Raw genomic sequence first — 13,507 nt, 5'->3', positions numbered from 1 at the left:
GGTGAGGTCGAGCATGCTCACACGCGAGCGGCGAACTCCTCGATCAGCCGGGCCGCCGGCTCGGCATCGCTGATGAGCGTGCCGTGCCCGTGGTCGGGGATCTCGGCGAGTTCGGCACCGGCGATGCAGTCCAGGATCTCCCGGCACCAGCTCACCGGAGCCAGCGGATCGCTCTCGCCGCGCAGAACGAGTACAGGGCATCGGATGCGGCGGAACGCGTCCTCCGGCTCGTGCACGATCGTCGCCCGCATCTTGCGGATCAGGTGCGGTCCGCCGCGGAGATACTCCCTCGCACCGCGCCAGAGCACGATCGGGCGTTCTCCGACGAGGTCCATGAGCAGGTAGCGGGCCTGGGCGCCGACGTTGCGCGACGCGCTGTTGACGGTGGGACCGGCGAGGACGACGCCTGCGACGAGGTCCGGATGCCGTGCCGCCAGCTCCGCGGCGATCTGGCTGCCCATGGAGTGACCGATGACGACCGCGCCGGTGAGGCCGGCGGAGCGGAGGTAGGCGGCGACGAGGTCCGCGTGCCGCTCCATCGTCAGCGTGCGCACGGGCTCGGGCGCTTCGCCGAAGCCGGGCAGGTCGACGGCGACGACCCTGCCGCGAAGCCGGGAGGTGAGATCGAGGTACACGCTGCGGCCCATGCCGATCCCGTGCAGCAGGACGAACGGCCGGCCCTCGCCGAACGTCTCGACGACGAGTGTCGCACCGCCGTGCTCGAACTCCTCGACGACGGCGGGGACGCCCTCCGGGGCGAGCAGGCGGGACGGCATACCAGGACGATACCCGCTCGCCGCCGGGATGCCGACCTGGTCGGCGTCCGTCATCCTGCTCGCGGCGGCCGTGCTGCACACGTTCGCGGAGATCCTGTCGCAGGCGGGCGCGTGGGGATTGAGCTTCGAGCTCGCCGACCCCGTGCGCGCCAGCGCCAACCAGGGCGTGTTCGGTGTGGGGTTCTCGGTCGGACCGCTCGCCGCCCCGATCATCGTCAACGCCACGGCGATCACGTACGGGTTCATCGGTTGGGTGGTGCTGGGTGCGGTGTTCCTCGCATCGGCGGTCGGAATCTGGATGATCGCACGGCGGGCGTCCGCGATGGCGGCGCGGGACGCATCGGGTCACGCCACCGGCGGTATCCCGGCATCCGAACCCGCGTAAGGCGTGACTGAACCGGAGGGCAGGTTCGCCGGGATCGCATCCCTCGGGCGGGCCGAGTCGCGGATCGGCCCCGGACGGCATACGTTTACCGAGACGATCGGAGCACCCTCATGACGCAGACCACCGCGCCCCGCACGACACTCGACGGCGGGTCGTCCTCCGCCGTCTTCGCCGAGGCGCGTTCTCCGGAGCACTGGCGCGAGCCCATCCGCAACCGCCGCATCGCCGCCAGCGCGCAGGAGTACCTCGATCGCGCGCTGGCCGAGGCGGGAGCGCCGATCCAATGGCCCGCGTTCGCCGTCCACCGCCGCTTCGACGTCGACGGCGATCGCACCGAGCACAGCGACATCTACTTCGGCATCCGCAAGCGCCTGTTCGCCGCGACGATCGGCGCGCTGCTCAGCGACGACGTACCGATCTCGGCCGTCGAGGACCCCATCTGGGCGATCTGCGACGAGTACGTGTGGGCGCTTCCCGCCCACATCCCCGAGCTGTCGTCGCCCGATCCCGAGATCCCGCACGACGAGGTCGTCGACCTGTTCGCCGCCGAGACGGCGTTCGCGCTCACCGAGATCACAGCCCTCCTGGGCGACCGGCTGCACCCGCTGGTCACCGCCCGCATCCGGCGCGAGGTCGAGCGCCGCGTGCTCACGCCGTTCCGCGAACGCACCTGGTGGTGGGAGAGCGTCGAGACCAACTGGTCATCCGTGTGCGCCGGCAGCGTCGGCATCGCGGCGATGTATCTCGAAACCGACGGTCTCGAGGGCATCCTCGACCGCTGCACGGCCGCCATGGACGCGCTCCTCGAGGGCTACGGCGACGACGGCATCTGCGTCGAGGGCCTCAACTACTGGAACTATGGCTTCGGCTTCTTCGTCTACTACGCCGAGGCGCTCCGCCAGCGCACCGGCATCGACCTGTGGGAAGGACCGCACCGCGACAAGCTGGCGGCGATCACCCGCTACCCGCGCAGCGTCTCGCTGGGCGGCCGCGCGGTGGCCGCGTTCTCCGATGCCGAGCCGTACGGCATCGTCGCCCCCGCGCTCGCCGGGTTCCTCGAGTCCCATGACCCGTCCACCGCGGTGTCCCGCGAGTTCTGGGCAACCGCTGGGTGGTCGCACAACTGGGCTCCGGTGATCCGGCAGTTCGTCTGGGCGCGCGACGCGGCGGACGAGGCACCGGATGCCTCGGCATCCGCGGCCTGGTACCCGGATGCCGAGTGGCTGGTGATCCGCGCGGACGCGGACGGGAACGAGCTGGGCTTCGCCGCCAAGGCCGGGCACAACGATGAGCCGCACAACCACAACGATCTCGGGTCGTTCGTGCTCGCGGTGAACGGCGATCCGCTGCTGAGCGAGCTCGGCATGGGGTACTACGACGCGGCGTACTTCCAGCCCGAGACCCGGTACGACAACCTCTCGGCCGGGTCGCAGGGCCACAGCGTGCCGATCATCGGCGGCGCGCGCCAGCACGACGGACCCGATGCCGCGGCGATCGTCGAGGAGGTCGCCGTCGACGACGGGCGCCTCGTGCTCGACCTGACGGCGGCCTATGACGTGCCGGGACTGCGGCGGGTTCGCCGGGCGCTGGCGTTCGCCGACGGTGCGCTCACGATCTCCGACCAGTTCGCCCTCGAGGATGCCGTGGAGATCGCCGATCGCCTCGTGTCGCTGTTCCCGATCTCGCTCGACGGCGATGCCGCCGTGATCCGTGGTGAGCGCGGCGCGGTGCGCGTGACCTGGTCGGACGGCTGGGAGCCGCGACTCGATCAGGCCGAATTCCGCACGCACGACGGCGACCCCGCCACCGCGTACTTCCTTGACCTCGTGCGCACGGCCGCGGATGCGCAGTGCACGATCACGGCTCGCCTGAGCTGAGCTGAGCTGGTTGCTGGCCTCCAGTCGCAGTTCATGCCGCTGCCCGCACGCCCATGCTTGTTGCGGTCGCAGTTGATGACGCTCTGGCGCGGCGGACACGGCATGAACTGCGACGGGAACGTGCGGGGTCGCGGGCGAAGCGGCGCGAACTGCGACCGGAATGCGCGCGCGGCGGAGCCGCCCGAGTCGAATCGCGGTGACCGCTGATCAGCTCGGACTGCGTTTCGTCTCGCTTCGCTCGCTCAACGAGCGAGGAGGCTCCCCCCGGCTGCCCCACGAGGCAGACCTCAGGTCGCAGTTCATGCCGCTTCGCGTATGCCGATGCTTGTTGCGGTCGCAGTTGATGTCGCTCTGGCGCGGCGGAAGCGGCATGAACTGCGACCGGAACGTGCGGGGTCGCGGGCGAAGCGGCGCGAACTGCGACGGGAGGGTGCGAAGCGCCCGCTACTCAGCCCTTCGGCGTCAGCACCAGAGTCTCGACGGCCGCGGCATCGACGGCATCCGTCGAGAACGCCCAGTCCCGCTGCACGCCGGCCGCCCAATCGGCGGTCTGATCGGTGTAGTGGTCGTCGAAAGCGTGGCCGCTGGCTCCGGTGAGGTGGATCCAACTGGACGCGTCGAGATCAGACATGTCCACGACCATCCGCATCGACGGGACCGTGGTCGTCGCGTACGACTCTCCGAGCTCCCATCCCGTGGCGTTCACGACCGAGCCGCCACCGCCGACCGCATACGGCCCGCGGTTGAACAGCCACTCGATCGGCGCGATCCCGGAAGAACCCAGCGTGTCGCTGCGCAGCGTCAGCGCGTGCAGCGACCCCCAGTTCCACCGTGCGGGTGTCTCGCCCTGCAGCGCGGCGAGCTCGTCGTACGCCTGTTCGGCCGACAGCTTCAGCATCGCGTCCATGCCGTCCACGTCGATCGCCTCGTTGATCCACAGCGGATCCGCTGGATCGTCCAGCATCGCACCGACCACGGTGAACAGCCGGCTCTGGCTGCCCAGCGGCAGCGGTGAATCCCGATTCGCGAAGATGTTCTGCGCCAGGTTCGACCACAGTACGTTCGCGTACGCCGCACCCGCAGACGACGCGTTGTTCTGAGCATCCCAGGTGCGCAGCAGCGCGACGGCATCCTGCGCGCCCTTGCCGTCGACCTCGATCTCGCCCATCGCGGTGGCGAGCTGCTTGCCGATCCACATCTCGTTGTCCATCTGGATCTCGCGCATGTCCCGCGCCGTCAGTGGTGCCGCCGCCGCGCGCCGCTCGATGAGGTGCGCGATGCGCGCGGCACGGTACCCGTCGTCCCAGTCCCGCGTGAGGAAGTGGTCGTAATCGTCCGTGACGATCGCGTTGTTCGCCGTGACGATGTACCCGGATGTCGGGTTGTACGCCACCGGAAGCTCCTCGAACGGGATGTAACCGGTCCAGTCGTACGCGCTGTCCCAGCCCGGCTGCGGCAGCCACCCGTCGCCCGCACCGCGCGTGGGCAGGCGCCCAGGCGTCTGGTATCCGATGTTGCCCTCGGTGTCGGCATAGATCAGGTTCTGCGCAGGCACGTCGAACAGCGACGCCGCGTAGCGGAAGTCGTCGAAGTCCTGTGCGGTGGCCAGCGCGAAGATCGCGGTCGACGCGGTTCCGGCATCCAGCGCCGTCCAGCGCAGACTCACGGCGTACTCGCCCTCCGGGACCTCGGGCGCACCGGCCAGGGGCAGCACTGCGCCTCCGGTGCCGACCACCGGATCATCGGCGACGCCCGTGAAGTCTTCGGTCAGCCCCGAGATGATCGGTCCGTGCACCGTCTCGCGAATCGTCAACGGCACGTCGGCGGCACCGGCGACCTTGATCGTCTCCTCGCGGACCTCGAGCGGCACGAGCTGCCCGTCGCGCCAGTACGAATCGCCGTCCACGCGCTCGACGTACAGGTCGGTCACGTCGGTGGTGAGGTTCGTGAACCCCCACGCGACCTGGGCGTTGTGCCCGATCACGATGCCGGGCAGGCCGGAGAACGAGAAACCGCCCACGTCGAACGGGCACTCCTCGGTGACCTCCGAGCACTTCAGCTGCACCTGGTACCAGACGCTCGGCAGCGAGGCGCCGAGGTGCGGATCGTTCGAGAGCAGCGGCATCCCTGACTCGGTCAGCGCACCTGAGACGACCCACGAGTTCGAGCCGATTCCCTCGCCGACATCGCCCACGAGCAGGCTTGCGGCCTCGATGACCGAGTCGGCCTGCTGCCAGTCCACGGTGGTGAGCGCGGCCTGCGCGTCCGCCTCGCCGTCGGTCGGTGCCGTGTAGGCGGCGGGTTCGGCATCCGTCTCGGTCCCGAGCGCGGGCACCGTGGAGATCTTGGGGACGATCACCGGGTTCTGCTCGAACGGGTACGCCGGGTACAGCTTCTCGAGCGTCGCCTGCGTGGCCTGGGCATCCGAGCCGTCGGCGCCCAGCTGGGAGGCGAGCAGGGCGCGCTCGGTCTCGTCCTCGATGTTCGTGCGGAGATCCCAGGCCATGGCCTTCAGCCAGGCCACCGAGTCGGCCGGTTCCCACGGCTCGACCTCGTAGTCCGGATTCTGGATGCCGAGGACGGCGTACTCCAGGCTGAGATCGGCGCCGCTGCGCGTCGCGAGATATGCGTTCACGCCGTCCGCATACGCCTGGTAGTAGCCGAGCGTGGTCTCGTCCATCGCCGCGACCTCCTCCTCGGCGACCTCGCGCCAGCCGAGGGTGCGCAGGAACATGTCCGTCGCGACCTGGGACTCGCCGAACATCTCGGCCACCCGTCCGCTGGTCACGTGCCGGCGGAAGTCCATCTCGAAGAAGCGGTCCTGCGCGTGCACGAACCCCTGCGCGTAGAACAGGTCGCCGGAGCTGTCGGCCGTGATGGTCGGGATGCCGGAGGCATCGCGCTGCACGCTCACCTGCGCGTCGAGACCGGGAAGCTCCACGGTGCCGGAGGTCTGCGGCAGCGAGCGGCTGATCGTCCAGGCGACGAAGAATCCTGCGGCGACCGCGATCACGACCACGGCCGCGATCACGGTGAGCAGGATCGCGCCGATCCGTCGCCCGATCGAGCGGCGCGGCGCGGCGGATTCGGGCTCAGCTGTCGTCATCGTCATGGAGTCCTTCGGGTAGTGCCGTGAGACCCGGTTCCACCGGATCGGGGTGCGCGTGTCGGGTCACGCGCACCCCGGCATCCTAACCCGACGGGAGCCCTCCCACGGACTCGGCGCCGCTCAGCCGATCAGGCTCGGCTGGAGGTCGCGCAGCGTGCGGCGGTGCGTCATGCGGGTGACGCCGACCATCGCGAGCACCAGGGCGCCGACGAGCCAGATCGCGAGGACCGCGAGATCCCAGCCGGCACGGGCGAGATTCCCGCCGTACATCAGCTGGCGCATGGCGTCGACGACGTAACCGAGCGGCAGGACGTGGTGCAGTGCCGCCAGCGGTTCCGGCAGCGTCTGCCACGGGAACGTCCCGCCGGCCGTGACCAGCTGGAGCACCATCAGCACGAGGCCGAGGAACTGCCCCACCGAGCCCAGCCAGACGTTGAGCGCGAGGATGATCGCCGCGAACGTCGCCGAGGCGAACACCATCACCCCGAGCGTTCCGAACAGGTTGTCGAAGCGGAATCCGAGCGTGATCGACAGGATGCCCATCAGCCCGACCATCTGCAGCGCGCCCAGCATCGCCGGCGTGAGCCACCCGGCCAGCGTCACGCGGATCGGCGAGTGCAGGGCCGTGACGGCCCGTCGCGAGATCGGCTTGACGATGAGGAACAGGGCGTAGATGCCGATCCAGGCGGCCAGTGCGGCGAAGAACGGCGCGAGTCCTGCGCCGTAGTCCTCGGCCGAGGCGACCTTGTCGCTGGAGACGGAGACCGGGTCGGCGATCGTGTCGGCCTGGTCGGCACGGAGCTCCGGGGTGGATGCCGGGATGCGATCGACCCCGTCCTGCAGGCCGTCGCGCAGCTCGACGGTTCCGCCCGCGAGCGTGGAGAGCCCGTCGCGCAGCTGGGCGGCGCCGTCGTTCGCGGACGCCGCGCCGGTGGCGACCGTGCCCGCGCCGGTGGCGAGCGTCGACGCGCCGGAGGCGAGCTGCGATGCGCCGTCCGCGACGGACGCGGACCCGGCGGCGAGCTGGTCGACCTTGCCGACGGCATCCTGCACCTTGGCGTTGCCGTCCTGCAGGCGCTGCGCGACCGGGTCGAGCCGGCCAAGGACCTGGTCGATCTGCTCCTGGCTGACGCCCTGCTCGGCCAGCAGCGTCTGGATGTCGGCGCGCGCCTGGGGGAGCGCATCGGCGGCCTGCTGCACGGCGGACCCGGCGCGATCGGCCGCATCGGCGAGCTGCCGATTGCCGTCGCTCACCTGCCTGGCGCCGTCCGCGAGGGTCGCGGCGCCGCCGGAGAGCGAGTTCGCGCCATCGGCGAGCTGCGCGGTGCCGTCGGCGAGCTGGGCGGTGCCGTCGGCGAGGGCCGCGCTGCCGGATGCCGCGGATGCCGAGCCGTCCACCAGCTGCGTCGCGCCGTCGGTGGCGGTGATCATGCCGTCGCGGACGTCGCTCAGTCCGGTGAGCAGCTTCTCGGCCGCCTCGCTGCCGACCATCTCGGCCACGGAGCTGCGGATCTTCTCGACGGCCTGCGTCCCCATCGAGGAGGCGAGGTAGTTGTTCGCGTCGTTGGTCTCGAGTTCGATCCGCGCCTGGTGCGGGTCGGTTCCGGATGCCGAGGTGAGCGCCGCGGAGAAGTCCGCGGGGATCGTGACGGTGAAGTCGACGTCGCCGTCGTGCAGGGCCTGAGCCGCCTCCTCGGAGGTCATCTCCTGCCAGTCGAACGCGTTGCCCTCGATGAGGTTCTCGGCAACGTCCTCGCCGTAGTTGGTGGCGTCGTCGCCGGTATCGGTGCCGGTGTCCTCGACGACCAGGGCGACGGGGACTTCGGAGAACTTGCCGTACGGATCCTGGTTGGCCCAGAGATACAGGCCGCCGTAGAGAATGGGGACGCACATCAGCGCCAGCAGGGCGATGACGCCCATCTTGCTGGCGGTCAGCCGCCGCAACTCGGCGGCGATCATGGCGGGGACCTTCATCGCGCGCCCTCCTCTTCGGGGTCGTCGTCCGTGCGCTCGTGGAGCGAGGCCGACGCTGCCGCTTCCTCGCGATCGTCGACCGGGGTCGAGTCGGCCGCTTCCCCTCGTTCTTCGAACGAGGCCGGCGCAGCCGCGCGAGTCGAACCGAGGTCGCTGCCGGGTAGGGGTTTCTCGTCGTGCGGGAGTCCCGATTCGTCGTCCTCGTCGTCCTCGCTCGACGCGTGAGCGGGCGCAGGCTCCGGCAGCCGGAGCGGCTCGATCGGCCCGGAGGCGTTGACGGCTCCCAGCTCCTGCATGCGCTCCAGGGCGACAGCTGCCGAGCCGCCGAGGATCACGAGCATCGCGATGCCGCGGTCGGCGAACTCGCCGGCGATGCGCCACCATCCGTCCGGGCTGCCGCCGTGCCGGTCGGGCGAGACCAGCACGATCGCCTCGACGCCGTCGCGAAGCACGGCGAGCTCGCACAGGATCCGAACCCGTGCGGCCGGATCCACGGTGCCGATCGGCGCCGAGCCCAGGTCGTCATAACCGACCTGGGCCAGCCACCGGCGGGCGTGCAACGGCGTGGCCGGCTTCCCGGCGAACATGAGCTCTTCAGCGACGACGCCCGCCAGCGCGATGTCGGGGTGCGGGTCGCTGACGTCCGGTGCATCGACGAGCGCGACGGTGCGCCGCAGCGCCTTCGCGTCAGCCGCGCCGTCGATCGTGACGAGGCCGGTCTCCGTCTTCATCCGCCCGCTCGCGATCAGGCCGAGCACGGTCGGACGCTGCTCTGTCTCGGCGAGGGCGTAGCGGACGGCGCCGCTGTGGAACTTGAGGCTCGTCTTCGGCAGTGCGCGTCCCTTGCTCACGTCCTGCAAGGTGACCTTCATTTGACGATCTCCGCCCCGACGAGTTCCGGATGCGCGGTGAGGAGCTCGTCCGCCTCGCGCCAGGAGAGGCCGGCGATGCTCAGCACGGAACGCACCGCGAGGTTCTGGGCGCCGGTGCTGGCGGCATCCGTCCGGGACACCACGGTGCGGGCCATCTCCTCGATCAACCGGGCGACCGTCGGTGCCGGGAGGTCGGTGCGCAGGCTGCCTGCCTCCTGGCCTCGGCGCACGAGATCGGCGACGGTGCGCCGCAGCGGCGCGAGCGCGTCCGCGGTGTCGGCGACGTGCGCTTCGTCGAGGGCGAGGGCGGCGGCGACCTGTACGTGCGCGGCCTCCTGCCACAGGCGTGCGGCGAGGCGGGCGAGCGCGATGCGGGCATCGGCGTCGTCGATGGACGCGGCGATGGCGTTGAAGCGCTGCGCGCCGTTCGCGATCAGTTCGCGGACGAGCGCGTCGCGGTCGTCGAAGTGCCCGTAGAGCGTTCGGCGGGAGAGACCCGCGCTGCGGGCGATGACGTCGACGGACGCGTGCGGGTCGTTCGCCAGGGTGGCGCGGGCCGCGTCCAGGATTCCGGCGCGGTTCTCGACCGCGTCGCGGCGGGGTGCACGGGTTGTCATGCCCCCATTCTACGATCATGCACAAGCGTGTGCAAGATAACTCGGTGCTTTCTCAGCATCCGCCCCCACGGGCGCACAGAAAAGGGGGCCGACACGCCAGATGTCGGACCGAATCGTGGAAACGGTCCGACAGGTGGCGTGTCGGCCCCCGAAGTGGAAGGAGCGGGCGTGGAATCAGTCGGTGCCGGAGTCGAAGGCTGCGCCCTCGGATGCCGCATCCACCGCATCCGCGAGGGCCTCTTCGGTCTCGGCGAGCGTGGTGCCTGCGACCGAATCCGTGATCTCGTTCGCTTCGCCGGCGGTCACGCGTCCGACGAGCTCGCCCGTGGCGCCGCCGACGAGGCCGAGGCCCGCGTACTGCTCGAGGCGGGCGCGCGAGTCGGCGATGTCGAGATTGCGCATCGTGAGCTGGCCGATGCGGTCGACCGGGCCGAAGGCGGCGTCGCCGACGCGCTCCATCGAGAGCTTCTCCGGGCCGTACGACAGGTTCGGCGAGACGGTGTCGACGATGGTCCAGTCGTCGCCGCGGCGCAGCCGCACCGTGACGGAACCCGAGATCGTCGAGCCGACCCAGCGCTGGATGGATTCGCGCAGCATGAGCGACTGCGGCTCGAGCCAGCGACCTTCGTACATGAGGCGACCGAGGCGCCGGCCCTGCTCGTGGTAGGTCGCGAGGGTGTCCTCGTTCAGGATGCCGTTGACCAGGCGCTCGTACGTGATGAACAGCAGCGCCATCGCCGGAGCCTCGTAGATGCCGCGGGACTTCGCCTCGATGATGCGGTTCTCGATCTGGTCGCTCATGCCCAGGCCGTGACGCCCCCCGATCCTGTTGGCCTCGTCCACGAGCGCCACCGGGTCGGAGTACTCGACGCCGTTGATCGCGACGGGACGGCCGCCCTCGAACGTGACGGTGACGTCCTCGGTCTCGATCGCGACGGACGGGTCCCAGAACTTCACGCCCATGATCGGGTCGACGGTCTCGAGAGACACGTCGAGGTGCTCGAGAGTCTTGGCCTCGTGCGTGGCGCCCCAGATGTTGGCATCAGTGGAGTACGCCTTCTCGGCGGAGTCGCGGTAGGGGAAGTCGTGGGCGACGAGCCAGTCGCTCATCTCCTTGCGTCCGCCCAGCTCGGTGACGAAGTCGGCATCCAGCCAGGGCTTGTAGATGCGCAGGCGGGGGTTCGCGAGCAGGCCGTAGCGGTAGAACCGCTCGATGTCGTTGCCCTTGTAGGTGGAGCCGTCGCCCCAGATGTCGACGCCGTCCTCCTTCATGGCGCGCACGAGCAGCGTGCCCGTGACGGCGCGACCCAGCGGTGTCGTGTTGAAGTAGGTCTTGCCGCCGGAACGGATGTGGAACGCACCGCAGGCGAGGGCGACGAAGCCCTCTTCGACCAGCGCGGTCTTGCAGTCGATCAGGCGCGACTTCTCGGCACCGTACTCGAGCGCGCGGCCGGGGATCGACTCGATGTCGTCCTCGTCGTACTGGCCGAGGTCACCCGTGTAGGTGTATGGGACGGCGCCCTTGTCGCGCATCCACGCGACGGCGACGGAGGTGTCGAGTCCTCCGGAGAAGGCGATGCCGACGCGCTCGCCGACGGGGAGGGACTGAAGGACCTTGGACATGGTTCCCAGTCTATCGGCGCGCGGCGTGTCGCCCTGATCGGCCGGTATCGCAGGGCGGCGGAGAAGATTTCGGACGATTTCGTGACGAATCGGCGATGACGCCGTCTTACAGGTGAGGCTGTTCTTCTCGCCTCGCGGATGGCGCCTCCCGGCGCCCTGACTGAAGGAGCAGACATGGCTGATCAGGTTTCCGGTGCTGCGGCCAAGACGCGTGCGGTCGAGGCGGCGTCGGGCGAGCACGGACGCACGGTCATCGATGACGCGGTGGTCGCGAAGATCGCCGGCATCGCGACCCGCGAGGTCGAGGGCGTCTACGCGCTCGGCGGCGGGGCCGCCAGGGTCGTCGGAGCGATCCGCGATGCGCTGAACTCCACGGATCTCACCCAGGGCGTCAGCGTCGAGGTCGGCGAGCGCCAGGTCGCCGCCGACATCACGATCGTCGCGGCCTACCCGGTGTCGTTGCAGAAGGTCGCCGCCGACGTGCGCGCCGCCGTGTACCGTGCCATGGAGGAGCTCGTCGGCATGGAGGTCGCTGAGGTCAACGTCACCGTCAACGACGTGCACATCCCGTCGGATGACGAGGACGACGCCGAGGAGGCGCGGGTCCGGTGACTCCCACGGTGACGGGGGCGCTCTTCGCCGGAGCGCTCGCGGTGTGCTGGATCGCCTTCGGCTTCTGGGCATTCGTGTTCGTCGCCGTCGCCGTGCTGGTCGGTGCGGGAATCGGCCGGATCGTGGACGGTCGGCTCGATGTGCGGGCGATCGCCGACGCCGTGCGCGGACGCCGCTCGTCGTCATGACGACGCGCGAGCCGTTCGGCGGGCGGACGACGATCACGGCGCGGGCGCTCCAGCAGTTCGCCGTCGGCGTCGTCTCGGATGCCGCCGACGTGAGGGCCGATCGAGTGCATGTGGATCTGGGGGACCAGCACGGCGCGCTCCGCGTCTCGGTCACGGTGCCGGTTCTGCTGGGGCGATCCGAGGACCTCGTGCGGCGCGGAACGGGAATCCGCGACCGCGTCATCGCGTCGCTGGGCGACGACGCGGGTCGTCGTGTCGGCGTCGTGGACGTCCGCTTCTCGGGTGTGGTGCGCGTGGACAGGAGGGTGCAGTGAGCGAGACGCCACGCGTGTATCGACGTGTTCTCCGTCGGGAGACGCACGCGTCGCGCACGACCTCGTCGGTCGTCGCGGTGGCGGTGCTCATCGTGCTGATCGTCGGGGGGATCGGCGTGATGACCTGGTCGGTGCTCGATGTGGGGGTCGCGCACCGGGTGACGGCATTGTCGACGGGCGCAGGGGTGGGGACCCTGATCGCCGTCGGATGCGTCGCCATCGTCCTCGCCGTCGTCTTCCTCGCGGCCGCCGTGCTGCCGGGCCGGCGTGCGCGGCGGGCGCGCACGCTCGCCGCGCACGCGCTGCTCGTGGACGACGGTGTGCTCGCTGACGCCGTGGCGGATGCCGTCGCATCGCGTTGCGGGCTCGACCGGTCGCAGGTGAGCGCTGTGGTCGGTCGCCGGTCCGTCCGCGTCGAGATCGTGCCCACCAGCGGGTCCGTCGTCGACGAGGATTCCGCTGGGCAGGCAGCGCGGCGCGTGTTCGACGAGCTCGGCTTCGCGGTCGAGCCCACGGTCGTGGTCCGGGATCGGGGGGTCATCGGATGAACGCGACCAATCGTGTCGTCAACCGCGTCGCGCTGGCGCTCGTGGCGCTCGTCCTGGGGGTCGGGGGCGCCGCTCTGCTGCTGCACGTGGTGGACCCGGCGTGGGCGCAGCCGTTGCGCGCGCAGCTCGATGACGCCGTCGCCGCCGTGGGGCGGCTATTCGGCGATGCCGCCGTCATCGCGCCGGACGGGCGGCGCATCCCTGCGGCCGCGCTCGCCGCGGCGGGGGCGGGCGTGCTGATCGTCGTGCTCGCGGTGATCTTCGTCTCGACGCGGGGCGGCGGCCGATCCGCCACGGCGCTGTCGGTGCGTGATCCCCGCGGGGCCACCTCGGCGGACGCGAACATCGTCAGCGCCATCGTCGATGCGGAGCTCGAGCGCCGGGCCGATGTGATCGCCGTGCACACCGACGTCCACATGGTCCGTGGGGAGACCGTGGTGCGGATCCGTGTGCGCCCACGTCGGGGCGCCGACCTCGTCGGGGTGCTCGCGGCGGCGGGTACGGCGACCGAGGAATGGGCGGCGCTGTGCGGCAGGCGGATGCCGGTGCTGCTGCATCTCAGCGAGCACCGCCTCGTCGACCGTCTCCGATCCACCACCCGGGTCAGGTGAG

At 70.4% G+C, this 13,507-nt stretch carries 13 protein-coding genes; 7 read left to right on the top strand and 6 right to left on the bottom strand.

Annotation, left to right across the window (positions count from 1 at the left end; translation table 11 throughout):
- Positions 1-17 precede the first annotated feature (17 nt).
- Entirely contained in the window at positions 18-776 is a 759-nt protein-coding gene (locus tag M2317_RS07425; protein ID WP_429458792.1) for an alpha/beta fold hydrolase, read from the bottom strand.
- Positions 777-804: 28 nt separating this feature from the next.
- Here M2317_RS07425 and M2317_RS07420 point away from each other — a divergent pair, with 28 nt between their 5' ends.
- Together M2317_RS07420 and M2317_RS07415 are read left to right on the top strand one after the other, a co-directional pair.
- Complete coding sequence (locus tag M2317_RS07420) at positions 805-1,161, top strand: hypothetical protein (protein WP_429458790.1); 357 nt, start codon at positions 805-807, stop codon at positions 1,159-1,161.
- A 110-nt stretch (positions 1,162-1,271) separates the two neighbouring features.
- Positions 1,272-3,038 carry a heparinase II/III domain-containing protein gene (locus tag M2317_RS07415; protein WP_429458788.1) on the top strand — a complete coding sequence of 589 codons (1,767 nt, stop codon included), beginning with the start codon at positions 1,272-1,274 and terminating at the stop codon, positions 3,036-3,038.
- A 448-nt stretch (positions 3,039-3,486) separates the two neighbouring features.
- Here the strand turns inward: M2317_RS07415 and M2317_RS07410 are convergent, their stop codons facing one another.
- The 5 genes from M2317_RS07410 to argG all read right to left on the bottom strand — a co-directional run bounded on the left by M2317_RS07410 (position 3,487) and on the right by argG (position 11,233).
- A complete protein-coding gene (locus tag M2317_RS07410) occupies positions 3,487-6,150 on the bottom strand; it encodes a penicillin acylase family protein (RefSeq protein WP_429458786.1) in 2,664 nt (887 codons plus the stop codon).
- 117 nt (positions 6,151-6,267) lie between these two features.
- Positions 6,268-8,121, bottom strand: a complete 1,854-nt coding sequence (locus tag M2317_RS07405; RefSeq protein ID WP_429458784.1) for a YhgE/Pip family protein — start codon at positions 8,119-8,121, stop codon at positions 6,268-6,270.
- Positions 8,118-8,993: a hypothetical protein gene (locus M2317_RS07400; RefSeq protein WP_429458782.1), complete on the bottom strand. Its 876-nt coding sequence runs from the start codon at positions 8,991-8,993 to the stop codon at positions 8,118-8,120. Before M2317_RS07400 ends, M2317_RS07405 begins: the two co-directional genes overlap by 4 nt.
- Positions 8,990-9,610, bottom strand: coding sequence for a TetR/AcrR family transcriptional regulator (locus M2317_RS07395; protein WP_429458780.1), 621 nt, complete (start codon positions 9,608-9,610; stop codon positions 8,990-8,992). The genes M2317_RS07400 and M2317_RS07395 overlap by 4 nt, the downstream gene beginning before the upstream one ends.
- 174 nt (positions 9,611-9,784) lie before the next feature.
- Positions 9,785-11,233 carry an argininosuccinate synthase gene (gene argG / locus M2317_RS07390; protein WP_429458778.1) on the bottom strand — a complete coding sequence of 483 codons (1,449 nt, stop codon included), beginning with the start codon at positions 11,231-11,233 and terminating at the stop codon, positions 9,785-9,787.
- Positions 11,234-11,407: 174 nt separating this feature from the next.
- Between argG and M2317_RS07385 the strand changes: the two genes are divergently transcribed.
- Genes M2317_RS07385 through M2317_RS07365 form a run of 5 tightly spaced genes read left to right on the top strand, consistent with a single transcriptional unit; the run spans position 11,408 to position 13,506 of the window.
- Positions 11,408-11,845, top strand: coding sequence for an Asp23/Gls24 family envelope stress response protein (locus M2317_RS07385; RefSeq protein WP_429458776.1), 438 nt, complete (start codon positions 11,408-11,410; stop codon positions 11,843-11,845).
- On the top strand, positions 11,842-12,033 hold the full coding sequence (locus M2317_RS07380; RefSeq protein WP_429458774.1) for a DUF2273 domain-containing protein: 192 nt from the start codon (positions 11,842-11,844) through the stop codon (positions 12,031-12,033). Before M2317_RS07385 ends, M2317_RS07380 begins: the two co-directional genes overlap by 4 nt.
- Positions 12,030-12,347 carry a hypothetical protein gene (locus M2317_RS07375; protein WP_429458773.1) on the top strand — a complete coding sequence of 106 codons (318 nt, stop codon included), beginning with the start codon at positions 12,030-12,032 and terminating at the stop codon, positions 12,345-12,347. Before M2317_RS07380 ends, M2317_RS07375 begins: the two co-directional genes overlap by 4 nt.
- Positions 12,344-12,895, top strand: coding sequence for a hypothetical protein (locus M2317_RS07370; RefSeq protein WP_429458771.1), 552 nt, complete (start codon positions 12,344-12,346; stop codon positions 12,893-12,895). Before M2317_RS07375 ends, M2317_RS07370 begins: the two co-directional genes overlap by 4 nt.
- Positions 12,892-13,506 (top strand): hypothetical protein, encoded by a 615-nt coding sequence (locus M2317_RS07365; RefSeq protein ID WP_429458769.1) that lies wholly within the window; start codon positions 12,892-12,894, stop codon positions 13,504-13,506. Before M2317_RS07370 ends, M2317_RS07365 begins: the two co-directional genes overlap by 4 nt.
- Position 13,507 lies beyond the last annotated feature (1 nt).

The sequence above is a fragment of the Microbacterium sp. ZKA21 genome (assembly GCF_050434165.1).
Classification (GTDB): Bacteria; Actinomycetota; Actinomycetes; order Actinomycetales; family Microbacteriaceae; genus Microbacterium.
This window is presented reverse-complemented; position numbering and strand designations above follow the sequence as displayed.